This is a genomic window from Phytoactinopolyspora mesophila, assembly GCF_010122465.1.
Classification (GTDB): Bacteria; Actinomycetota; Actinomycetes; order Jiangellales; family Jiangellaceae; genus Phytoactinopolyspora; species Phytoactinopolyspora mesophila.
Genome location: NZ_WLZY01000007.1, coordinates 255,235 through 277,659 on the forward strand (window position 1 = coordinate 255,235; position 22,425 = coordinate 277,659).

Here is a 22,425-nt window from a genome sequence, read left to right on the forward strand (position 1 = left end):
TCGTAGGCGGCCGACTCACCGGCTTCAGCTCCAAATGAGGCGCCTGCGGCATGTGCGCGGGTGAGTTCATGCGGGCCGCTGCTGGCGGGTTGTTCCCCGGGGGTTTCGGCGGGGTCCAGTTGTGGTGTGTCGCGTTCGGGGAGTGGTTGCCGCTGGTTGTGAAGATCGTCGTGTGAATCACGACGGGCCGCCGGAGCGGTATTCGGGGTCGTGGAGATCGTCGTGCCAGCCAACGCCGCTGTACGCCGTTCGGATTCACACGACTGGGCACACACCCGTCGTCCAGGCGCCTCCGCCCACGGACACGACAGAAGCGCCCCAAAATGATCACGATCTGAAGATTATGTTGCCTTCTTGACGGCGGTGATGGAAACGTGACAACGTCAGATCATGCGTAGCCAGGAGACGCACGATCTCCGGGTGCTCTGGGATGCCCGGTCCATCGCCGTGATCGGCGCCACCGACCGCCCCAGAGCACTCGGCCGGCTACCCGTCGAGTTTCTGCTCCGGTATGGCTACGGCGGCCGGATCGTCCCGGTGAACCCGAAGGGCGGCACGGTCTGCGGCTTGCCCGCCGCCACCGAGCTCACCGAACGGGTGGATCTGGCGCTGGTCATGGTCCCCGCCGCCGCCGTTGTCGACGTGGTCCGCCGGTGCGGGCGGGTGGGCGTGCCAGTCGCCATCATCATGTCCAGTGGGTTCGTCGAGGCAGGTGACGACGGCGCGGCACTCCAGCGCGAGCTGGTCGATACCGCCCGCGAGGCGGGGGTGTGCGTCGTCGGCCCGAACTGCATCGGTTCCGTCGGCTTCAGAACCGGACAGACCGCCACATTCAGCCCGCTCTTCGGGGCAGCCGACCTACCCAGGGTGCCGGGCCGGGTCGGGTTCGCCACCCAGTCCGGTGCGCTGGGATTCGGCACCGTCAGCCTCGCGCTCGAACGCGGGATCGGCCTGCACTCTGCCGTCAACACAGGCAACGAAGCCGCGGTCAGCACCCTTGACGCCCTCGAGGCGCTGGCCGCCGAGCCTGAGGTCGACGCCCTGCTCGGCTATACCGAGACCCTGGCCGACGGTGCGGCACTGCGCCGCCTGGCCGCGACCGGAAAGCCACTGGCCCTGCTCAAAGCCGGTTCGAGCGACGCCGGTTCCAAAGCCGCCGCCAGCCACACCGGCGCGCTCGCCACCAGTGACCGGGTCGTCGACGCCGCCTTCCGCCAGCTCGGGATAGCCCGCGCCCGCGACATCGACGAACTGCTGGACCTCGGTGCGGCTTTCAGCAGCCCGCACCTTCCGCGCGGACCCCGGGTGGCAGTGGTGACGACCTCGGGCGGCTCCGGCATCCTGGCCGCCGACGCGATCGAGACCACCGGCGAGCTCACCCTCGCCACACTCGATCCCGCGACCACGAGCGCGCTGAACGCGATCGTGCCCGCCTTCGGCGCGACCGCCAACCCGGTGGACGTCACTGCCGCCGTGATGAGCGACCGCGAACTGCTGCGGCGGGCGCTGGACGTGGTGGTGGACGACGACGGCGTCGACGCCGTCGTGACCTGTTTCTGTGTGCTCACCGGCGACCAGGTGATGGACATCGTCACCGCCGTGGGCGAGGCCGCTGACCGGGCGGGCAAACCCGTGTTCGTCGCCCGTACCGGTGCAGACTTCCTCGCTCCGGAGGCAACCGAGGCGCTGCGCAAGGCCGGTCTTCCCGCCTACCCGACGCCGGCCCGGGCGGTACGCGCGCTCGCGGGCCGGTGGCGAACCGCCCGTGCGACGGCCGGCACGGGCGCCTCAGCCCCCGTCCCCGCGGCGGGAACAGCCCTGGTCGAGGCTCCGCCTCCGTCGCCGGGCAACCCGGCACCACAGCGAAGCGACGAGCCCGGTCTCAAGGCACTGCTGGCCGACCACGGCGTGGCCGTCCCGGCCGGGCGACTGGCACACGATCCGGACGACGCCGTCGCCGCCGTGGCCGAGCTCGGCGGTCACGCCGTCGTCAAGGCTGTCGTGCCAGGACTGATCCACAAGAGTGAGGCCGGTGGCGTCGTCGGCGGCGTCACTGCCGAGACCGCGCGGAACGCCTACACGAAGGTCGCTCGGCTCGGTGGCGCGGTGCTGGTCGAGGAGATGGTGACGGCCGAGCACAGTCTGGAGGTACTGGTAGGCGTCGCAGCCAGCCCACTCGGCCAGGTTCTCACGGTCGCGCTCGGCGGCGTGCTGACCGAGGTGCTCGACGACGCGTCGTCCCGCCTGTTGCCGTTGTCCCGCGAGGACGCCACCGAGATGGTGGCCGAATTGCGCGGCGCCCGTCTGCTGGCCGGGTATCGTGGCGCTCCCCCACTGGACACCGCAGCGCTGATCGACCTGATCACCGCCGTCTCCGAGATGACCATCGGATGGCCGGACGGCTTCGAACTCGATCTCAACCCCGTCCTCGTACTCCCCCGCGGCGTGCGGGTGCTCGACGCCGCCTACATACCAGCCACACCGCAACCGGACCGGTGATCATGAGCCGGCAAAGGCGAACCAGGGAAAGGGGCAGATGTGGACATCGCGACACTGGTCGACCGGGCGGCTCGCCGGTTCGGCGACCGGATCGCCGTCGAGGGCCCTGATGCGGCCGGATCGTGGCAGCAGCTGAGTTTCGCCGCCCTCGGCGAACGTGTGGCACGGCTCGCCGTGGGCCTGCGGCGGCTCGGTCTGGAGCCGGGTGATCGCGTCCTCGACCTGCAGACCAACTCGACGACATACCTGGAGACCGACCTCGCGATCCGCGCCGCCGGACTGGTCCGGGTGGCGCTCAACCATCGGCTGCACCCCGACGACTGGGCCCGCATCGCCGCCGACTGCCGCGCGACCACCCTGATCCACGACGTCAGGTTCTCCGGCGACGTCGTCGGCCTGGCCGCTGACATGGAGCACGTTCTGGTCGTCGGCGTCACGGGTGACGACGCGGCCCGGGCGGGCGGGCCGTCGTCGTGCCTGGAGACGCTGCTGGACACGCCGGCTCCGGCCGCCCCGTTCTCCAGCGAGGCTGACGCGTTGTGCGGACTGCACTACTCGTCGGGCACAACGGGTCATCCGAAGGGTGCGCAGCGCACCCACCGCAACTGGCTGGCCGGCACCATCAACATGACACACGACGTGCTCGGCGGGCCACCCAGCGAGACGGACGTGTACTGCCACGCCGGGCCGATCACCCACACGTCCGGGCTGTTTGTCCTGCCGTTCCTGGTTGCCGGGGCACGTCAGCTGATCATGCCGAAATGGGATCCGGAACGTTTCGCTGACGCCGTCACCCGGCACGGAGTCACCCACACAGCGGTGGTCCCGACCATGGTTTCCCGGCTGCTGGCCCTGGCCGACGACACACTGGGACCGCTTCGGGACCGGATGAAGATGCTGGGCTACGCCGGGGCGCCCATGCCGACGGAGGTCATCCGGGCCGCACATGAGCGCATCACCGCCAACCTCGTGCAGTACTACGGGCTGGTCGAGGCGATCCCGCCGGTGACCGTGCTGGACGCCGCTGACCATGCCAGAGGCCTGGCCGGCGAGCCTGACCTGCTGGCCAGCGCGGGCCGCACCGCACTCGGGGTAGAGCTGCGTGTGGTCGACTCCGCCGGTCAGTCGCTGCCGGAAGGCGAGGTCGGCGAAGTGATCACCCGTGGGGACCACGTGATGCGGGGATACTGGAACGGGTCCGGGCGTACTGATCTGGGCAAGGCCGTGGTAGACGGCTGGCTGCACACCGGTGACCTCGGGCGGATGGACAACGCCGGACGGCTGTGGCTGGTGGACCGGGTCGGCGACATGATCATCACCGGGGGTTACAACGTGTATCCGCGGGAGGTGGAAGACGTGGTCGCCGAGGTGCCGGGGGTGTCCCAGGTGGCCGTCCTCGGCGTCACCGATCCGGACTGGGGTCAGCGGGTCGTCGCGTTGTACACCGGCGAGCCCGACGTCGGCGAAGACGCCGTGATCAGCCACTGCCGGGCCCGGCTCGCGTCGTACAAGCGCCCGAAGCAGGCGATCCGAGTGGAGGCGTTCCCGCTGAACAGCACCCAGAAGATCGCGAAGAAGGTGCTGCGCGAGCGGCTGGAGCGCGGCGAGGAGGTGGCCTCATGGACCGGCTGAGAACCGACTACGCACCTGACGGGTCCGAGCGGCCCGGCGAGTACCCGTACACCCGTGGCATCAGCGATACGCCACGGGTATGGACGATGGGCCAGTACGCGGGGTTCGGCTCAGCCGCTGAATCGAACCGCCGGTTCCGTGCCCTCCTCGATGCTGGCGGCACCGGCTTCTCAGTGGCGCTGGACCTACCAACACAGATGGGCATGGACTCCGACGACGCCCGCGCCGCCGGGGAGGTTGGCCGGGTCGGGGTGGCCATCGATTCGCTGGCCGACATCGAGATCCTGATGGACGGCATCCCGCTCGAAGAGATCTCCCAGGTGCGCACCACGGCCAACTCGATCGGCTATGTCTGGGCGGCGCTGTTCCTGGCGCTGGCCCGCAAACGTGGCGTCGATCCGAACGAGTTCGGCATGTTCATCCAGAATGACGTGCTCAAGGAGTACATCGCTCGCGGGACCCAGATGTTCCCGCCGGAACCCTCGCTGCGGCTGGCCGTGGACACCATCGAACACTGCGCCACGCATGTTTCACGCTGGGTTCCACTGGCGATGAGCGGCTACCACATCCGCGAGTCGGGCGCCGACGCCGTACAGGAGGTGGCGTGGACGTTCGCCAATGCCCGGGCCTACCTCGACGAGGCGCGCCGCCGAGGTGTCAGCATCGATGCGGTTGCCCCCACACTGTTCACCTTCTTGTCGGTGACGATCGACGTGCTGCCCGAGGTAGCCAAACTCCGAGCGGCCCGGCGGGTGTGGGCGCGGCTCATGCGCGAGACCTACGGCGCGGTTGACCCCCGCTCCATGCAATTGCGGATCTTCGCCTTCACCGCCGGGTCCACGTTCACCGCCCAACAGCCTATGAACAACGTGGTCCGGGCCTCCGTGGAAGCAACGGTGGCCGCGCTGGCAGGCGTACAGACCCTGCACGTATCCGCCTACGACGAGGCACTCGGCGTGCCGACCGAGGCCGCGGCGACCCTGGCGTTGCGCACCCAGCAAGTGGTCGCCTATGAAACCGGCCTCACCGAGACCGTCGACCCGCTGGCCGGCTCCTACGCTATCGAGGCGCTCACCGACGACCTCGAGCGGCGGATGTGGGACACGTTGCGCGACATCGAGCAGCGCGGCGGTGCGCTTCGGTGCATCGAGTCGGGGTTCTTCGCCGATCAGCTGTCCGAATCGGCCTACCGCCACGCACAAGAGGTGGACAGCGGGGAACGCGTGGTGGTGGGGGTCAACCGGTTCCCGGCTGAAGCGGACCCACTAGAAGTGTTCATGCCTGATCCGGCGACCGAGAACGCCCAGGCGGCAGCGGTCCGGGAGGTGCGCAGCCGCAGGGACGAATCCAGGTGGCAGGCGGCCATGGAGCGGCTGGGCGAGAGCGCCCGCGGTGACGAGAACATCCTGCCCGCGTGTGTGGAGGCGGTATCCGCTTACGCGACCGTTGGTGAGATCTGCACCACGCTGCGGGAGATCCACGGCAGTTGGGTCCCCACCACGGTCTACTGACACGCACGATCGATCAGATGACCGGCACCCCCGCGCCGAGGCGGCGTGCCGGTCATCTGATCGATCTGGGAGGTGGTTGCGCGCTCCTACGAGTTCACAACCGCAGAAGCTCAGCGCTTGAACGCGTCCTTCGCATCCTCGCCGGCTTCCTTGATCTTCTCGCCGGCCTTCTTGAACTTGGACTTGGCCTGCTCACTGGCGCCTTCAGCCTGGGCTTGTTCGTTGCCCGTGGCCTCGCCGGCCTTCTCCTTGGCCTTGCCCTTGACGTCTTCGGCTTCGTGCTTCATGCGGTCTTTCTCAGCCATTGGTTAACCTCCGTCGATAGCTTCCGCTGTCGTTGGCAGCCGGCACCTGTGCCGAACCGCTCTTGACCACAGCCGTTACCCAATCGACGTGGCACTACACGAGGCGAGCGCACACTTCTCCGTCATCATGAACGCCGGGCAGGTGGTCAGCCGAGCAAGCCGTCGACGAACTCCTCGGGATCGAACGGCGCGAGATCGTCAGCGCCCTCCCCCAGGCCGACCAGTTTGACCGGAACACCCAGTTCACGCTGGACAGCGACGACGATGCCGCCTTTGGCCGTGCCGTCAAGCTTGGTCAGCACGACGCCGGTGACGTCCACGACCTCGCCGAAGACACGTGCCTGCATCATGCCGTTCTGGCCGGTGGTGGCGTCGAGCACGAGCAGGACCTCATCCACCGGGCCGTGCTTCTCCACGACCCGCTTGATCTTGCCTAGTTCGTCCATCAGCCCGACCTTGGTCTGCAGCCGGCCCGCGGTGTCGATGAGTACGACGTCGGCCTCCGCGTCGGCGCCGGTTTTCACCGCGTCGAAGGCCACGCTGGCGGGATCGCCGCCCTCCGGGCCACGGACGGTGGGGACACCGACCCGGTCACCCCAGGTGGTCAGCTGATCCGCGGCGGCAGCACGGAAGGTGTCCGCGGCGGCGAGTATCACGTCGCGGTCCTCGGCGACCAGCACCCGAGCGAGCTTGCCGACGGTTGTGGTCTTGCCGGTCCCATTGACGCCGACGACGAGTACCACCGCCGGACGGTTGCCGTCGATGTGCCGGTCGGTGCGCAGCGCGCGGTCCATCGTCGGATCGACGAGCGCGACCAGTTCCTCGCGCAGCACGGTGCGAGCGTGTGCCGGGTCCGCGATGCCCTCGACTCGGACCCGCTCCCTGAGCCGTTCCACGAGCTCCTGGGTGGGAGCCACGCCGAGGTCCGCTGCCAGCAGCGTGTCCTCGATCTCTTCCCAGGTGTCTTCGTCCAGGCGGTCCTTGGAGAGCAGTGACAGCAGGCCCTTGCCAAGAGTGGACTGCGACTTGGCGAGCCGGGCTCGCAGCCGCGACAGCCGCCCGGCAGCCGGCTCCGGCCGCTCGACCGGAGTGGCGACGATCTCGTCGACGGCGCCTTCGTCCGGTTCGACCTCTGGTTGAGGAGTGATCGTGACGTCCTCGACCAGCCGGCGGGGCTCGTCGACCACGCTGGTGGCGTCGTCCCCTACCCCCGGGGCGTAATCGGCACCAGGGCGCGGCCGATCAGCCTGCTCCTGGATCCGCTTCTTCCGGCGCGGGACGACGAAGGCCAGCAACCCGCCGATCAGGACAACCGCGACGGCAACACCTATGAGCACGTATTCCACAGCGGCCAATCCTCCCACGCCGACCCGAGGCCAGGTTCATGACCCGCGCGAGTCTGTCAGCGCGTCTGCATCATCGCTGGAACACTTGCCCGCACGCCCGCAGCCGGCCGAGGTAGTTGCACTGGGGCCGGCCGGCTCAGTTGCCCGGCCAGCGAACGCCGGCTGAGGCGCAGGCCGCGCACGACGAGGCCGGTGAGCGCGTCGGTCCGGGCGTCAATGGCATCGCGCCGTCGACGCATCCAGCGGCGGCCGCGGCGCGACCGGGTCAGCTCATGCATGAGGCCCACGAAAGCCAGCACAGCGGAGGCGAGCAGCACGCTGCCCAACATGGCGAGGGCGATCGCTGTCATGTGGACTCCTTCAAGACGCGGGGCATTTTAGTCACATGAGTAACACCAGCCACGTCAGAATACGCGAGCATCATGGATAACAGCTTCAGGACGCCGGTGACGGCGTGTCGCCACCGTCCAGTCGCCGGGGCCGGCCCACTGACAGCGAGGTATCAGCGATCTGTGCGCCACCTGTCAGCGCAGGGCCGCACGATAGTCACCAGCGACGGCAGCAACGTCCTGCACGCCGAGCGCTATGGGGCTCGGCCGGCAGGACGCAACGCACCTTCGGGCGAATGCACGTCAACTGAACCGATCTAGAGGAGACCGATATGTCGCACGCAACGACGGATCTCGCGATCCGCGCCGAAGGGCTGGTCAAGCACTTCGGCGAGACCAAAGCTCTCAACGGCGTCGACCTGAGCGCACCCGCCGGGACGGTTCTCGGCGTCCTCGGCCCCAACGGCGCAGGTAAGACCACCGCCGTCCGGGTGCTTACGTCGCTGTTGAAGCCCGACGCCGGACATGCCGAGGTCGGTGGCTACGACGTCCTCACCCAGGCGCATCAGGTACGCCAGCTGATCGGCCTCACCGGCCAGTACGCCGCCGTGGACGAAAGTCTCACCGGCGTTGAAAACCTCCTGCTGATCGGCCGGTTGCTCGGCATGGATCGCCAGCAGGCACGCCGCCGGGCAGAGGAGCTGCTGGCCGCCTTCAGTCTCAGTGACGCCGGGCACCGCGCCGCCAGCACCTTCTCCGGAGGCATGCGCCGCCGGCTCGACCTCGCTTCCAGCCTGGTCGGACGGCCCCGTTTCCTCTTCCTCGACGAGCCCACCACCGGTCTCGACCCGCGGGCCCGGATCGAGTTGTGGGACATCATCCGCAACCTCGTATCGGAGGGCGTGACCGTCCTGCTCACCACCCAGTACCTGGAGGAGGCCGACGAACTCGCCGACGACATCGCGGTCATCGACCACGGCCGGGTGATCGCCCGGGGCGCACCAGACGAGCTCAAGGCGGCAGCCGGCACCCGGACACTCGTGGTACGTCCGAGTGAACAGGCCCACGTCCCCACCGTTCGCGCCGTCGTCGGGGAGCTCGCACAAACGACACCGGACGTCGACGGCCAGCTTGTCACCGCGCCGGTGGCCGATCCGGCAGTGCTGCCGGCAGTCGTCCGCCGACTCGACGACGCCGGTGTCACCGTCACCGAGCTGACGCTGCGCTCGGCCAGCCTCGACGAGGTGTTCCTCTCCCTGACCGGCAAACCCACCGACCAGAACGACGACAACCAGGCCGAAAGGATTCCGGCATGAGCACCACCACCACGCCCCGCGACTACTACGTCCGGGACAGCTCCGACCAGGAACCCGAGATCGAAACGAAGGTCGGCCTGCTCAAGGGCATCCAGCAAAGCTTCACCCTCGCGTGGCGGACCGTCGTCCAGGTCCGGCACAACCCGCAAGAGCTGGGCGACTTCAGCATTCAGCCGATCATGTTCGTTCTGCTGTTCACCTTCATGTTCGGCGGCGCGATCATGGGCGACTGGCAGGAGTACCTCACGTTCATGCTGCCAGGCATGGTGGTCATGAACATGCTTTTCGTCACGATGTACGTCGGCCAAGGCCTCAACGCCGACCTCACCAAGGGTGTGTTCGACCGGTTCCGCTCACTGCCGATCGCCCGCTGGGCGCCATTGGCCGGCCGCATCCTCGCCGATCAGGTCAAACAGGTCTGGTCCATCATCCTCATTCTCGCGGTAGGAGTTGCCCTGGGCTTCCGGTTCGAGAACAACGCGCTGGCGGTCCTCGGGGCGGTCGGCCTGCTGCTGGTGTTCGCGCTGGCGTTCTCCTGGGTTGGTGTTCTCGTTGGCATCGTGGCCAGAGACCCGGAACGAGTACAGATCTACGGCTTCACCGCATTGTTCCCAGTGACGTTCATCAGCAACGTATTCGTGCCGGTGGAGACGCTGCCGAGCTGGCTGGAGCCGGTGGTCGACAACAATCCGGTGTCGACGATCGCCGACGCCGCCCGTGGTTTGATGATGACCGGCGCCGAGACCGGACCCATCATCCAGACTCTGCTCTGGGGGCTCGCGATCGCCGTCGTCTTCGCCCCGCTGTCGCTCCGGGCGCTCAAGCGCCGGGTATGAGCCGGGCCTGCCCACCCTCGGTGATCAGTCGGGCACCCCAGCCTCTTGACGATCACCGAGGGCGGGACCGGCCAAGCCGGCCATGTCTCGGATACGAAGCACCGCGGCGGTTATCTCCAGCGTGGCTCCGGTGTTGTACACCCGCTCGAACTCGTCGTCGCCCAGAGCCCGTCGGGCCTGACGGTCGGCAGCTGCTCGCTCCGGGCTTCCGAGGTCGGGTTCTCCGCGCACCAAGGTGGTGATTCCGAGAAGTTGGGCGGCTTGCTCGTACTGACCTCGCGCTACCGCCAGCGAAGCCCAGGCCTGGGTCAGCCCCGCGAGCCCAGCCCGGTCCGGCGCCCCCGCCCTGGCCCGGCTGCTGCCGTCCAAAGCCAGGTCCACGCCCGAACGCAACGCCTGTTCCGCCGCATCCAGGTCGCCGAGAGAGATCTGCACCTCGGCGTGGAGCGGCCAGATGGACATCCAGAGAGCCATGTCGACGGCGTTTGGCGAGCCCATCGCCGCCGTGGCCCGATCGAGAGCGTGAATGGCAGCCTCGTGTTCACCTTCTCGGTGACTGAGCCACGCCTGCGCCATGTGCACCGCGAAACTCGCCTCTATCGCACCGGAGCGGCATGCCTCGGCGTGAGCCTGCTCGAGGAAGCGCCTGGCCGAGGCGTGATCACCGAGATCGGCGTAATTCTGAGCGAGTTCGGCCAGCAGCGGCGGGAGGTCGTCCACGGTACCGAGCTCGCGGGTCATCCGCAGCGCTTCCTCGAGCGCCCGGGCGGCCGCGCCGTGGTCGCCCGAGGCGGCCAGGTAGCTGGCTCGGCTGCGCTGGATCAACGCCATGCCCATACGATCCCCCGCCGCGCCGAAGCTCTCCATAGCCAGCTCGATCTCGCGGTCACGTGTCTCGATGTCGCCGTCGCTGACGGCCATGAACACTCCCGCGGTGTGAACGACGCCTCTGGTCCACGCATCGGTCGGCACCGGCATGGCGGCCAGGCGTGCCCGGGCGTGCGGCCGGCCGTCGATGCCGGCCAGCCATAACGTCTCCACCAACGTGTGAACCGGGAACGCCGGGTCCGGTTCGCAGCGCCGGCACACCCGCCGTGCACGTGCCAGCGAACGAACGCCATGCCTCGCATCACCGTCGCCCATGATGTTCGCGCAGTCGAAAAGGTGGACCAGCGCTCGCCGCGAGGTCGGCTCGGCGCCTGGAAGCGCCAGCGTCTCCTGGAGCCACACCCCACTCTCGCGCCGGCCGCCGCGCAGCATCCAGTAGTAGCCCATCACCGCGGCGATTCGGACAGCCAGATCTGCCTGGCCCTGCTGAATGGCCCACCTGAGCGCGCTGATCAGGTTCTCGTAGTCTTCGGTGAGGCGCGCCATCCATTCCAGCTGCTCCGCCCGGCGAAGGTAGGGATCGGCCCGTTCGAGCAAGTCGCGGTAGTAGGCGGCGTGACGGTCGGCCAGGCCACTGCGCTCGCCGGCGTGATCGAGGCGCTCGGCGGCATACGCCCGAACCGTCTCCAGCAGCCGGTAGCGCACCTCCCGGCCCGCGGTGTCGGAGCCGGCTTCGACCAGCGACTTGTCCACCAATGACGCGACGGTATCGAGTGTGTCCTCGACGTCTACGCCGTCGCCGGAACAGATCTGTTCAATGGCGTCCAATGATGCGCCACCCGAGAAGACGGCTAGGCGACGCAGCAGGATCCGTTCCGGCTTCTCAAGCAGCTCCCAGCTCCATTCGACGACGGCGCGCAGTGTCTGCTGCCGGGGCAGTGCCGTGCGCCCGCCATTGGTCAGCAGGCGGAACCGGTCATCGAGGCGGTCGGAGATCTGCGCCGGCGTCAGGGCCCGGACCCGCGCCGCTGCCAGTTCGATCGCCAGGGGCATCCCGTCGAGCCGGCGGCATGCTTCGACGACGGGACCGACGTTCGACTCGTCCACCTGGAATCCAGGAAGCACGGCGGCGGCGCGGTCGGTGAACAGGCGGACGGCCGCGAACGTGCGTGCGTGCTCCGGCGTGAGGTCTTCGTTGCCGTCCGGGAGCTCCAACGGACCCACCGGATAGAGCTGCTCACCTTCGACACCAAGGGGCTCGCGACTGGTGGCGACCAGCCGCAACTTCGGACAGGCGGCCAGCAACGAGTCGGCGAGCGCGGCGACCGAGCCGATCACATGCTCACAGTTGTCAAGCACGACGACGGAGTTCTTGTCACGCAGCGCGTCGGCGAGCCGTTTGCCGGCTTCGCGTACCAGTGGCATCCGCTCACGCAACCCCTCCACGGTTGCAGCGGAGGCTTCGCCCAGTCCGAGCACCGACAGCACGGCCGGGCCGACCTCCTGGGGGTCCCCCACACCAGCGAGTTCGACGAACCAGACGCCGTCAGCGCCGGCACTCGAGGCATGGTCGGCCAGGTGCCGCGCGAACTCGAGCGCAAGGCGCGTCTTACCCGCACCGCCAGGCCCGTGCAAGGTCAGCATCCGAGCCTGGTCGAGAGCCGTCGTCAGACCTTCGACGTCAGCGTCTCGACCAACGAAGCTGGTCCGCGGTGCCGGCAGGGCGGCCTTGGCCAACGGCGCCGCGCCAGTTGCCGGCCCAGAGCGAATCTCGCCCACCTCCGCGCCGGGCGGCGCAGCGGCCAGCTCACCGCGCAGAAGTGCGAGGTGAATGTTCTGAAGCTCAGCCGACGGATCGATTCCGAGTTCTTCGGCAAGCGTGTTCCTGGTGCGCTCGTACAACTGCACGGCCTCGGCCTGCCGGCCGGAAGCGGCAAGCGCCCGGATCAGCAGCCCGCAGACACGCTCGCGGAGCGGATGCTCCCTGGCCAGCGCCTCCAGCTCCGGCACCACGTCGAGGTGCCAGCCGAGCAGCAACGCGGCATCGTGGCGATCCTCGACCACGGAGAGCCGGGTCTCTTCGAAACGCGCGGCCGCCGTACCTACAAATGGCGCGTCGCCGAGATCGGAGAGCATCGGTCCCCGCCACAGACTCAACGCCTCGGTGAGCGCGGCGTGGGCCGTGGCGGCATCGCCGGCGAGCAGCGCTTCACGTCCGGCTCTGGCGTGTTCTTCGAACCGGGTCACGTCCACGTCGCGGGTGTCGACGGCGAGCACATACCCAGCGTGTCGCGACTCGATCACCGGCGAGGCACTCGCGCCATCGACGCCGCCCTGGAGCGAGCGCCGCAGCCGGGAGACAACGGTTTGCAGGGCGTTGGCCACCCCGGACGGCGGTTCGTCTTCCCACAACGCGTCGACGAGCGCATCGGCATTCACTACGCGGCCAGGATCCAGCGCCAGCCGGGCCAGCAGCGTGCGCGGCCGGCCCCCGCCAATCTCGACAGGGCGGCCGGTGTTGTCCCAGACCTGCAGCGGCCCCAATATTCCGATGCGCACGGCACAAGCTTGGCACGTGGCACTGTCAGCGTCACCGACGCCATACATGCCCATTCCAAGGACAGCGGGACGGAGGATATTCCAGGCCGATCAGGTCTCACCAAGTGGGACGGCGGTGAGCCGGATCGAGCGAGCACCAGTGCCGCGTCACCCTGGCGAGCGCGGCTCGATGATCTCCGCCAGCAGCCTTCCTGCGCGGATCAGGGCGAGCGCGCGTCGGCCGATGGCTTCCAGCCGGGTGTCGAGCGCCGCCATTGAGTGGCTCACGTCGTTGAGGTCGCGGACTGCGGCCAGAGCGTTCTGCACGTCCGGAATGCGGTAGCCACTGGCGCGCAGCGCGGCGGTGATACGCGCCTCTCGGATGGCGGTGAGGGGGTAGCGCCGCGCCGTACCCGCTCGCGTCTTGACCCGCTCGGGCGTGAGAAGACCGGCCTTCTCCCAGAAGCGGAGCGTGGACGGTCTCACACCGAGCGCCTGCGACAGTTCGGTGATGGTCATCGAGTCCGCTTCGACGGGTTCGGCTTCGGTTGTCGCCTCGGCCCGGATGGACTCCAGCGCATGGCGGGCCGCGAGTGCCTTCTCTCGCTCGTCGTTGAGCCGGGCATGGAACCCGCAGATCAACGCCGCCCCTCGGTCCGGCGGCTGGTGGCGGATCTCGCGCATCGCGCGCCGGGCTTCGATGGGCCCCACGGCCTGAGCAAGGGCGCGGTACGCGCGAAGGGCGTGGATGTGTCCTTGGGAGAACTGCCGGTACCCGTTGTGTGACCTACCCGCCGGTGGGATGACGCCCAGCGCCTCCAGGTCACGGACCTGTTGTGCGGAGTATCCCGATGCTGCCGCGACAACGGCGGTGTTCATCGAGGCAACCGATTCGGCGGCCCGGCCCATCTCCAACCCTCCAGAAGCACTTCAACTACATGCTTGAACCATGAGTATGGAACAACTCCTCGAGGCAATCCGAGAATTCGACGGTCTACTCGAACTCGCCCCCGGCGAAGGCAGCACGTTCCCCGAGATCGCGTGGGGCGACCACTTCTTCTACTACGCTCCCGACGGCCAGGTGCCGCAGCGAGAGCAGCCCTACGCCACGATCGTCACGAAGAACTACCCCGGCGATACATCGTGCGAGCTGGACCATCCGGATCGCTGGCGACTGAACATCCACGTCGGCAAAGACGCGTTCGTGGAACTCATGGGTGAGGACCCAAGGGCCGAGGCCTCACTCAGGGACTACACCGCCGTGGACGTCGTCCTGCCTCATCCTGCGCACCGCGCGCAGGGATGGGTTTCGATCACCAATCCAGGCACCAACACCCACCTGCTGGCGCTCCGCCTCCTGCGGACAGCACACGAGGATGCCAAACGTCGTGCGCACCGCCGGCGGCCCGGCACCGTCAGCAGCGAGTGAATGTTTTGTCCGCCACCGCCGACGTGGTGGACTCGTTTGCTCGACAACCTGTCAAGGCTCAGGCGGGCTCGGATTCGCGGATTCGCTGGCTGATCACGGCCGTGACGCCGTCGCCGCGCATCGACACGCCGTACAAAGCGTCGGTGATTTCCATGGTGCGCTTCTGATGGGTGATCACGATCAGCTGGCTGCGCTCGCGAAGCTCCTCGTAGATGCCTAGCAGCCGGCCGAGGTTGGTGTCGTCGAGGGCGGCTTCGACCTCGTCCAGGATGTAGAACGGGCTGGGTCGAGCCTTGAACAACGCGACCAGGAAAGCCACCGCCACCAGCGACCGCTCACCGCCAGAGAGCAGCGACAGCCGCTTCACCTTCTTGCCGGGCGGGCGCGCCTCGACGTCGATACCGGTGACCAGCATGTCGTCAGGTTCGGTGAGGATCAGCCGCCCTTCCCCGCCCGGGAAAAGCCTGGAGAACACCGACGCGAACTCCCGTGCGGTGTCTTCGTAGGCGCTCGTGAAGACCTCTTGAACGCGGTCGTCGACTTCCTTGACGATGTCGAGCAGATCTTTCCTGGTGCGCTTGAGGTCCTCGAGCTGCTCGGCCAGGAAGGAGTGGCGCTCCTCCAGGGCGGCGTACTCTTCCAGCGCCAGCGGGTTGACCTTGCCGAGCTTGTTGAGCTCGCGCTCGGCCTTGCGAGCCCGCTTCTCCTGTTCTTCACGGACGAAGGGCACCGTCCGATGCGGTGGATCGCCGGTGTCCGAGACATCCTGGGCGTCACCTCGCGTGGGCTCGCCGTTGGCGCTGCCCGGGCCGGCACCAGGGCCGGGCTGAGCGGGCGCTTCCAGGACGGGGATCATCAGGTGCGGGCCGTACTCGTCTACGAGCGACTCAGGGTCGACGCCCAGTTCCTCGAGTGCCTTGGTCTCCAGGGCCTCGACCCGCATCCGGTGCTGGGCGCGGGCGAGTTCGTCCCGGTGCACCGACGAGGTCACTTCCTCGAGCTCGGCGGCGATGGTGCGGGTCCGTTCCCGCTCGGTGGACAGCGCGGCATCGCGTTCGGCGCGCGCCTGCTCGGCTTCGGTGCGCTCGGCGTCAGCCACCTCGATGGACTCTTCGACCCTGTTCAGCAGGATCTGCGCCCCCTGAGCCACGGCACGCGCTATCGATGCTGCCTGAGCGCGCTTCTTCGCCAGCGTCTCGGCGCGAGCCCTGCTCTCCCGCTCTTCTCGTGCCGCACGCTCCAGGCTCTCCGCCCGGCCCGCCAGCGCGCGGACTCGTTCCTCGCCTGTGCGCAGCGAAAGCCTGGCCTCGGTCTCGCGCTGCCGGGCGATCCGGACGATCTCGGCCAGCCGGTCACGCTCCTCGGTGGACGGCTCGACAGCTTCTTCGTCGCCGGCGTCTTCGGCCGCTTCCAGCCGTTCCTCCATCTCGGCCAGAGCCGCGACGTGGCGATCCCGTGCCTCCTCGGCTTCGGTGACAGCGGTGGCGAGCCGTTCGGCTTCCTCGTTCGCCGATCGCGCGGCGTGCCCCAGCCGGCCGAGTTGCTCGGCGACCGCGGACAGTTCGGCGTCGGATTCGTGCAGCTTGCTCAGCGCCGCCGCCTCGGTGGCGGCGGCCTTGTCCCGCCGTTGCGTGGCCGCTGCCAGCTCACGACGCAGCCGCTCGGCCCGGCCGGTAGCCGCGGCAAGTTGGTCGGCGGCTTCGTCGACCGCGGCTTGAACCTCCAGCAAGCTCGGCGCGCTCGAGGATCCGCCGTAGGCGCGACCACGGGCGAGAAGATCGCCATCACGCGTGACGGCACACAGGTCGGGGTATTCGGCGACCAGCGCCCGGGCCGAGGCGAGGTCTTCGACCGCCACCATCGCGCGCAGCAGGCTGGTCAGCGCCGGGCGAAGTTCGGCTGGCGCCGTCACGACGTCGACCACGTAGCGCATACCAGCGGGCAAAGTGGTCCAGGCGCCGGGATCGTCGTACGGAGCGCCACCCACGAGCAGCCCTGCCTGGCCGAGGTCTTCGTCGCGGAGCATTCTCAGCGCCGCCACGGCATCATCGACCGACCCGACCGCCACCGCGTCCGAGGCCGAGCCGAGCGCAGTGGCGACGGTGGTCTCCCAGCCTGGTTCGACGGTCAGCAGGGCCGCCACCGAACCCATGATGCCGGACACCCGCTCGGAAGCGGCGAGCAGCGAGGCGGCGCCGTCCTTGCGCGACAGGCCGATCTCGAGCGCCTCCTTACGAGCGGCCAGGGTGGCCCGTTCCCGCTCGGCCGAGCGCTCCTGTTCCTGCAGCGACTCGACGGCTTGCTCGGCCTCGGCCAGCTCGGCCGCCACTCGCTCGTATTCCGCGTCGAGGCCTTCTTCCCCCACAGAGAGTCCGGCGATGGTGGTTTCGAGGCTGGTGAATTCCCGCTCAGCTTCGGCGGCACGCGCCTGCGCCTCGGTGCGGGCGGTGATCAGCCGTGCCAATTCGGCCTCAGCCGCGGACGCCTGCCGTCGCAGCCCTTCTACCTGCCCGGAGAGCCGGGCGCGTCCCTCACGCCGATCAGCGGCCGCCCGGACCAAGGCGGCGAGCTGCCGTTCCTCGGCTTCGACAGCTTCCTCGGCCTCGCTGCGCTGAGCGATGGCTTCGTCGAGGGTCTCGCGTGCTTCCTCGATCTGCTCCGCGAGCTCGACCTCCTGCTCGCGGATGGCAGCGGCTTCTTCCTCCAGCTCATCCGGATCACGTCCCTGAGGAGCAGCGCTCTCTGCGGTCTCCAGATGGCGTCCACGCTCGGCGGCCAGCGATGCCGTGCCTCGGACCCGTTCGCGCAAGCTGGACAGGCCGTACCAGGCGTCCTGGGCCCGCGCCAGCAGTGGAGCGACCTCTTTGGTCTCTGCTTCGAGCCGCGCCTCGGCCGCACGTGCCTGTTCAAGTGCCTGGGTGAGTTCGGATTGCCTGGCTTTCAGGGCGGTCTCGTCGGCGACCTCCTGCTCGAAGCTGGCACGGGCCTGCACTAGATCGTCAGCCAGCAGCCGCAGCCTGGCATCGCGCAGATCGGCCTGGATGGTCTGTGCCCTGCGGGCCAGTTCAGCCTGCTTTCCGAGCGGCCCGAGCTGGCGGCGTAGCTCAGCGGTGAGATCCTGCAACCTGGTGAGGTTGGCCTGCATCGCCTCCAGTTTGCGCAGCGCCTTCTCTTTACGCTTGCGATGCTTGAGCACCCCGGCGGCTTCTTCGACGAACCCGCGGCGGCCTTCCGGCGTGGCCGACAGGATGGAATCGAGTTGCCCCTGGCCGACGATCACGTGCATCTCGCGGCCGATACCCGAGTCGGACAACAGCTCCTGGACATCGAGCAAGCGGCAGCCCTGGCCGTTGATCGAGTACTCGGATCCGCCGTTGCGGAACATCGTCCGCGAGATGGTGACCTCGGAGTACTCGATGGGCAACGCGCCGTCGGCGTTGTCGATAGTCAAGATCACTTCGGCGCGACCCAGCGCCGGCCGGCCGGCGGTACCGGCGAAGATGACGTCCTCCATCTTCCCGCCGCGAAGGCTCTTGGCACCTTGTTCGCCCATGACCCACGCCAGGGCGTCGACGACGTTCGACTTGCCCGAGCCGTTGGGCCCCACAACGCAGGTGATCCCCGGCTCGAATTGCAGCGTCGTCGACGACGCGAAGGACTTGAACCCCCGCAACGTCAAGCTCTTCAGATGCAACGAACTACTCTCCTCGCCGTGCCCCCGCACGAGCAGCTTTCGAGTATGACATGGGGAAGATGCCCGTCACACTACAGGCTTCCGGCGCCCAACGTGTGTATTTGCCGCAGCCCTGCGCTGATCAAGAGCAAGATTCCGCTCTGGACGCCGGTGATCATGAGCGGATCCAGGACGCTATAGCAACGTGATCGTGTTCATGATCACCATGCGCGCGGAGCCGACTTGCTCTCAGAGCGCTTCACGGCGTACCTTCCGGCTACTTGACTCACAGTGCCGGGCGGCGTCATGTGGGTCGTAGCCGGTGAGAACGACAGGAGTAGCGCATGTCCGCTGACGTCGTCGGGATGGCATTGCTGCTCCTCGGGCTGGTCCTGGTGGTCGCCAAGCTCGTCCGGCTGCGCAGCCGCTGGTGCCAGCGGCTGTTCCTGCCGAGCTCGATCATCGGCGGATTCCTCGCGCTCCTACTCGGCCCGGAGATCCTGGGACGCATCGCCGGGGCATTCGGTTATGACGGCTGGGGCGACGGTGGGATGTTCGGCAGCCAGATCCTGGAGGTCTGGAGCACGCTGCCGGGTCTGCTGATCAGCGTCGTTTTCGCCACACTGTTCCTCGGCGAGCGGATCCCCAACCCGAAGGACGCGGCCAAGCTCGTCGGCCCCCAGATGTCCTTCGGCGTCGCGCTGGGCGCCGGTCAATACGTCATCGGCCTACTGCTCGCTATTCTGCTGCTTGCTCCGTTGTTCGACATCGACCCGATGGCCGGGGCGCTGATCGAGATCTCGTTCGAGGGCGGGCACGGGACCGCAGCGGGCATGCGCGACGCCATGGCCGCCAACGGTTTCCCCGAGGGCGCCGACCTCGCCCTCGGGCTGGCTACCGTAGGTGTCGTATCCGGCATCGTCATCGGTGTCGGCGTGATCAACTGGGCCGTCCGTCGCGGCCATACCGTCTTCTTGAAGGGCGATGCGCAGACCTCCGTCGAGGAGCAACGCGGGCTCTACCTCAAAGACGAGCAGCACCCGGCCGCCACCATGACCGTACGTCCGTCCTCGGTCGAGCCGCTGGCGATCCACTTCTCGATCGTCGCCGTCGCCATCCTGATCGGCCACGTCATGCTCAGCGCGTTGCGCGGTATCGAAGAAGCGCTCTGGAAAGACGACGTCGAGCTCTTCGCCCACGTGCCGTTGTTTCCGCTGGCGATGCTGGGCGGGGTCGTCGTCCAGCTCGCCATCGACCGGCTCGACCGTACCGGCATCGTCGACCGGCTGATGATGTTGCGCATCCAGGGACTCGCGCTGGATCTACTCATCATCAGCGCCCTCGCGACGCTGTCCATTCAGGCGATCGCGGACCAGCTCGGGCCGTTCCTCCTGCTGGCGGGTGTGGGGATCGCGTGGAACGTCCTGGCGCTGGTGTACATCGCCCGCCGGATCATCCCGCGCTACTGGTTCGAGCGCGGCATAGGAGACTTCGGCCAGTCGATGGGCGTGACCGCCACCGGCCTGATCCTGATGCGAGTAGCCGACCCCGAGGCGAAGAGTCCCGCCTTCGAAGCCTTCGGATACAAACAACTCCTGTTCGAGCCGTTCTTCGGCGGGGGTTTGATCACCGCCGCATCCATCCCGCTGATCTCGCAGTTCGGGCCCGAACCGTTCCTCCTGGCGATGGCGGCGTTGCTGGTCTTCGCGCTGGCCACTGGGCTGCTGTACTTCGGCAAACAACGTGCCGAACCAAGTGGGAAGCCCTAGCAACGAAGCCGCTGAAAACTCACTCGACGCGGACTTCGCGGGCAGCCCACAGCACCTGCCGGCAGTTCACGACAGGGCGCAAAAGCAATAGGTCTGGCAGCCAGGCTGCCAGACCTATGTCATGTCAGAGCGGGTTCGCGGACCGACGACTCGTCGAGGACCAAGCTCTCGTGCTCGAGGGCCGCTTGGGCGAGATCGTCGTTCACCGCCTGGAGCCGGCCGACCTCGGCTTCGAGGTCATCGACCCGGCGACGGAGCCTCTGTACCTCGGTGATGAGCCGCGGATCCGGGCCCCCCACATGTCCGAACAGCGCCTTTGCCATCGCTGGTGCCCTCCACAGGCTAAATGCTCAAGAATGATGGATACGGTCACAGGGCCGGCCCGCACGCTCCGAATCACTTCACGGCAGGCACATGGCTCCGCAACAACATATACAAGCATCTCATCCTGTCCGGCACTGGTCAAGCCAGCACTAGACACTAGGGGACTCAACTTTGCAGCAAAACAGCCTAAACGGGGGCATCTTGCGCCGTGTGATTGGGGACACGGAGCTCACCAATGAGCTCGCCGGGGCCGGGGCTGACACCGCGGGCAGGTGTAGGAGGAGCGATTCATGAAAGGATCACGACGGATCGGTGTGCCGCAACGCCGGCACGGACGGTCAGCCCTGCCGTACGCCTGCAATGATCGGTCGAAGAAACCACTCTCACCGTTGACGTTGACGTATAGCTGGTCGAATGAGGTTCCGCCTTCCGCCAACGCAGCGGCCATCACCTCGCGCACAGCTTCAATCAGCCGCGACGTCTCCGGCGCGCGCAACGTCTCTGTCGGCCGGGCATAATGCAGCCGAGCCCGCCACAAGGCCTCGTCGGCGTAGATGTTCCCAACGCCGGAGATCAACGACTGGTCGAGCAGCGCGCGCTTCACACCGGTGCGCCGCCGGCGCAGCGCGGCGGCGAACGCGGGCACATCGAACTCCGGATCCATCGGATCACGGGCGATATGCGCGATCTCGACCGGCAGTCCACTCCGATCCACCGGCTGAACCGCCAGGCCACCGAAAGTACGCTGGTCGACGAAGCGTAGTTGCGGCCCGGCATCGTCGAAGACGAACCTGACCCGCAGATGGGCGCCGTCAGGCACCGACTCCTGCTGCAAGATGAGCTGCCCACTCATGCCGAGATGACCGAGGATCGCGCGGTCGGCAGGGTCGTCGTCCAACGGCAGCCACAAGTATTTCCCACGCCGCCGCACCGCCATGATCCGAGTGCCGGCCAGCACCGACTCGAAGTCGGACGCGCCGGCCGGATGGCGGCGCACCGCCCGCGGATGAAGAACCTCGACACGCTGGATGCGCCGTCCCGCGACGTGGCGTTCCAGACCTCGGCGGACTACCTCGACCTCGGGAAGCTCCGGCACGGTCGGCCTTCAGGAAACGTCGGATTCGGCCTCGAGCACGGATCCGGAATGCGCGGCGGCGTTGTCATCCGCGGCTTCATCCCCGGAGCGCGAATTCAGCGCACTCCACGCCAGCTCCGCGGCGTTGGCCTCGGCTTCCTTCTTGCTTCGGCCCTGACCGCTGCCATGGACCACGCCGCCGAGAAGAACCTCGGCGGTGAACGTCTTCTGGTGGTCGGGGCCTTCCTCGCTCACGTGATACTCGGGCACCCCGAGCGAATGCCGTGACGTGTACTCCTGCAACGACGTCTTCCAGTCGAGCCCGGCACCCAAGGTGGCCGAGACGTCGATGAGATCGTCGACCAGGCGATGAACCAGCGCCGTAGCGTCAGCCATTCCCCGATCGACGTAGACCGCCCCGATGAGCGCCTCGACGGTGTCGGCGAGGATGGAGGCTTTGTCCCGCCCACCGGTGGTCTCCTCACCACGGCCCAGCCGGAGGAAATCGCCGAGGCGTAGGGCACGGCCGACGCCAGCCAACGCGCGCATGTTGACTACAGCCGCGCGTAGCTTCGCCAGCTGCCCTTCCGACAGATCAGGGTGCCGGTGATACAGCGAATCGGTCACCACCAGGCCAAGAACTGCATCGCCGAGAAACTCGAGCCGTTCGTTGGTGGGCAACCCGCCGTGCTCGTACGCATACGAACGATGCGTCAATGCCTGTTCGAGGAGCTTCGCATCAACGGAAAGTCCAAGCAGTGCCTCGAGCTCAGCGTTCACCTTCGGCTCGGCCGTCATCGCGGGATCCGATCAGGCGTCGCCAACCTGCCGCCCGTTGTACTCCTTGTACAGCGCAGTGCCCTGCGAGTCTTCAACGACGTGCGCACGGTGCGACACCACCCAGGTGGTGCGTCCGTTGACGGTACGACGCTGGATCTGCGGCAGCTTGGCCTTCCACTGCGAACGGCGGTGGCGGGTGTTGCTCCTGGACATCTTGCGCTTGGGGACGGCCACG

The 22,425-nt window shown here is 67.8% G+C and carries 18 protein-coding genes; 8 read left to right on the forward strand and 10 right to left on the reverse strand.

Annotated features, from left to right (window positions below):
* Positions 1–50 precede the first annotated feature (50 nt).
* The 4 genes from F7O44_RS31255 (at position 51) to F7O44_RS20150 (ending at position 5,642) form a co-directional block, all read left to right on the forward strand.
* The gene (locus F7O44_RS31255; RefSeq protein WP_281353622.1) at positions 51–176 is read left to right on the forward strand and encodes a hypothetical protein; all 126 of its coding nucleotides are present in this window, start codon (positions 51–53) and stop codon (positions 174–176) included.
* Positions 177–390: 214 nt separating this feature from the next.
* Positions 391–2,499 carry an acetate--CoA ligase family protein gene (locus F7O44_RS20140; protein ID WP_162452073.1) on the forward strand — a complete coding sequence of 703 codons (2,109 nt, stop codon included), beginning with the start codon at positions 391–393 and terminating at the stop codon, positions 2,497–2,499.
* 39 nt (positions 2,500–2,538) lie between these two features.
* Entirely contained in the window at positions 2,539–4,131 is a 1,593-nt protein-coding gene (locus F7O44_RS20145; RefSeq protein WP_162452074.1) for an AMP-binding protein, read from the forward strand.
* Complete coding sequence (locus F7O44_RS20150) at positions 4,119–5,642, forward strand: acyl-CoA mutase large subunit family protein (RefSeq protein WP_162452075.1); 1,524 nt, start codon at positions 4,119–4,121, stop codon at positions 5,640–5,642. The genes F7O44_RS20145 and F7O44_RS20150 overlap by 13 nt, the downstream gene beginning before the upstream one ends.
* 110 nt (positions 5,643–5,752) lie before the next feature.
* Here F7O44_RS20150 and F7O44_RS20155 read toward each other — a convergent pair whose 3' ends face one another.
* The 3 genes from F7O44_RS20155 to F7O44_RS20165 form a co-directional block, all read right to left on the reverse strand.
* The gene (locus tag F7O44_RS20155; protein ID WP_162452076.1) at positions 5,753–5,947 is read right to left on the reverse strand and encodes a CsbD family protein; all 195 of its coding nucleotides are present in this window, start codon (positions 5,945–5,947) and stop codon (positions 5,753–5,755) included.
* Between the two features lie 146 nt (positions 5,948–6,093).
* Positions 6,094–7,293 (reverse strand): signal recognition particle-docking protein FtsY, encoded by a 1,200-nt coding sequence (gene ftsY, locus F7O44_RS20160; RefSeq protein ID WP_162452077.1) that lies wholly within the window; start codon positions 7,291–7,293, stop codon positions 6,094–6,096.
* Positions 7,294–7,349: 56 nt separating this feature from the next.
* On the reverse strand, positions 7,350–7,643 hold the full coding sequence (locus F7O44_RS20165; RefSeq protein ID WP_162452078.1) for a hypothetical protein: 294 nt from the start codon (positions 7,641–7,643) through the stop codon (positions 7,350–7,352).
* Positions 7,644–7,954: 311 nt separating this feature from the next.
* Between F7O44_RS20165 and F7O44_RS20170 the strand changes: the two genes are divergently transcribed.
* Both F7O44_RS20170 and F7O44_RS20175 read left to right on the forward strand, forming a co-directional pair.
* Entirely contained in the window at positions 7,955–8,938 is a 984-nt protein-coding gene (locus tag F7O44_RS20170) for an ATP-binding cassette domain-containing protein (protein WP_162452079.1), read from the forward strand.
* Positions 8,935–9,774, forward strand: coding sequence for an ABC transporter permease (locus tag F7O44_RS20175; protein WP_162452080.1), 840 nt, complete (start codon positions 8,935–8,937; stop codon positions 9,772–9,774). Before F7O44_RS20170 ends, F7O44_RS20175 begins: the two co-directional genes overlap by 4 nt.
* Before the next feature lie 24 nt (positions 9,775–9,798).
* On the opposite strand, the gene F7O44_RS31260 is transcribed toward F7O44_RS20175, so the two are convergent.
* Both F7O44_RS31260 and F7O44_RS20185 read right to left on the reverse strand, forming a co-directional pair.
* Positions 9,799–13,161, reverse strand: a complete 3,363-nt coding sequence (locus tag F7O44_RS31260) for a BTAD domain-containing putative transcriptional regulator (protein ID WP_162452081.1) — start codon at positions 13,159–13,161, stop codon at positions 9,799–9,801.
* Between the two features lie 147 nt (positions 13,162–13,308).
* Positions 13,309–14,019 (reverse strand): MerR family transcriptional regulator, encoded by a 711-nt coding sequence (locus tag F7O44_RS20185; RefSeq protein ID WP_162452082.1) that lies wholly within the window; start codon positions 14,017–14,019, stop codon positions 13,309–13,311.
* Positions 14,020–14,095: 76 nt separating this feature from the next.
* Between F7O44_RS20185 and F7O44_RS20190 the strand changes: the two genes are divergently transcribed.
* Positions 14,096–14,569 (forward strand): DUF6194 family protein, encoded by a 474-nt coding sequence (locus F7O44_RS20190; protein ID WP_162452228.1) that lies wholly within the window; start codon positions 14,096–14,098, stop codon positions 14,567–14,569.
* 58 nt (positions 14,570–14,627) lie between these two features.
* Here the strand turns inward: F7O44_RS20190 and smc are convergent, their stop codons facing one another.
* Positions 14,628–18,263 (reverse strand): chromosome segregation protein SMC, encoded by a 3,636-nt coding sequence (smc, locus tag F7O44_RS20195; protein ID WP_162452083.1) that lies wholly within the window; start codon positions 18,261–18,263, stop codon positions 14,628–14,630.
* Between the two features lie 323 nt (positions 18,264–18,586).
* Here smc and F7O44_RS20200 point away from each other — a divergent pair, with 323 nt between their 5' ends.
* A complete protein-coding gene (locus F7O44_RS20200) occupies positions 18,587–20,011 on the forward strand; it encodes a sodium/glutamate symporter (protein ID WP_162452084.1) in 1,425 nt (474 codons plus the stop codon).
* 119 nt (positions 20,012–20,130) lie between these two features.
* Here the strand turns inward: F7O44_RS20200 and F7O44_RS20205 are convergent, their stop codons facing one another.
* The 4 genes from F7O44_RS20205 to rpmF all read right to left on the reverse strand — a co-directional run bounded on the left by F7O44_RS20205 (position 20,131) and on the right by rpmF (position 22,424).
* Positions 20,131–20,334 (reverse strand): hypothetical protein, encoded by a 204-nt coding sequence (locus F7O44_RS20205; protein WP_162452085.1) that lies wholly within the window; start codon positions 20,332–20,334, stop codon positions 20,131–20,133.
* A gap of 230 nt (positions 20,335–20,564) precedes the next feature.
* Entirely contained in the window at positions 20,565–21,431 is an 867-nt protein-coding gene (gene mutM / locus F7O44_RS20210) for a bifunctional DNA-formamidopyrimidine glycosylase/DNA-(apurinic or apyrimidinic site) lyase (RefSeq protein ID WP_162452086.1), read from the reverse strand.
* A 9-nt stretch (positions 21,432–21,440) separates the two neighbouring features.
* Positions 21,441–22,208 carry a ribonuclease III gene (gene rnc, locus F7O44_RS20215; RefSeq protein ID WP_162452087.1) on the reverse strand — a complete coding sequence of 256 codons (768 nt, stop codon included), beginning with the start codon at positions 22,206–22,208 and terminating at the stop codon, positions 21,441–21,443.
* 12 nt (positions 22,209–22,220) lie between these two features.
* Positions 22,221–22,424: a 50S ribosomal protein L32 gene (gene rpmF, locus F7O44_RS20220; RefSeq protein ID WP_162452088.1), complete on the reverse strand. Its 204-nt coding sequence runs from the start codon at positions 22,422–22,424 to the stop codon at positions 22,221–22,223.
* Between the last annotated feature and the right edge of the window lies 1 nt (position 22,425).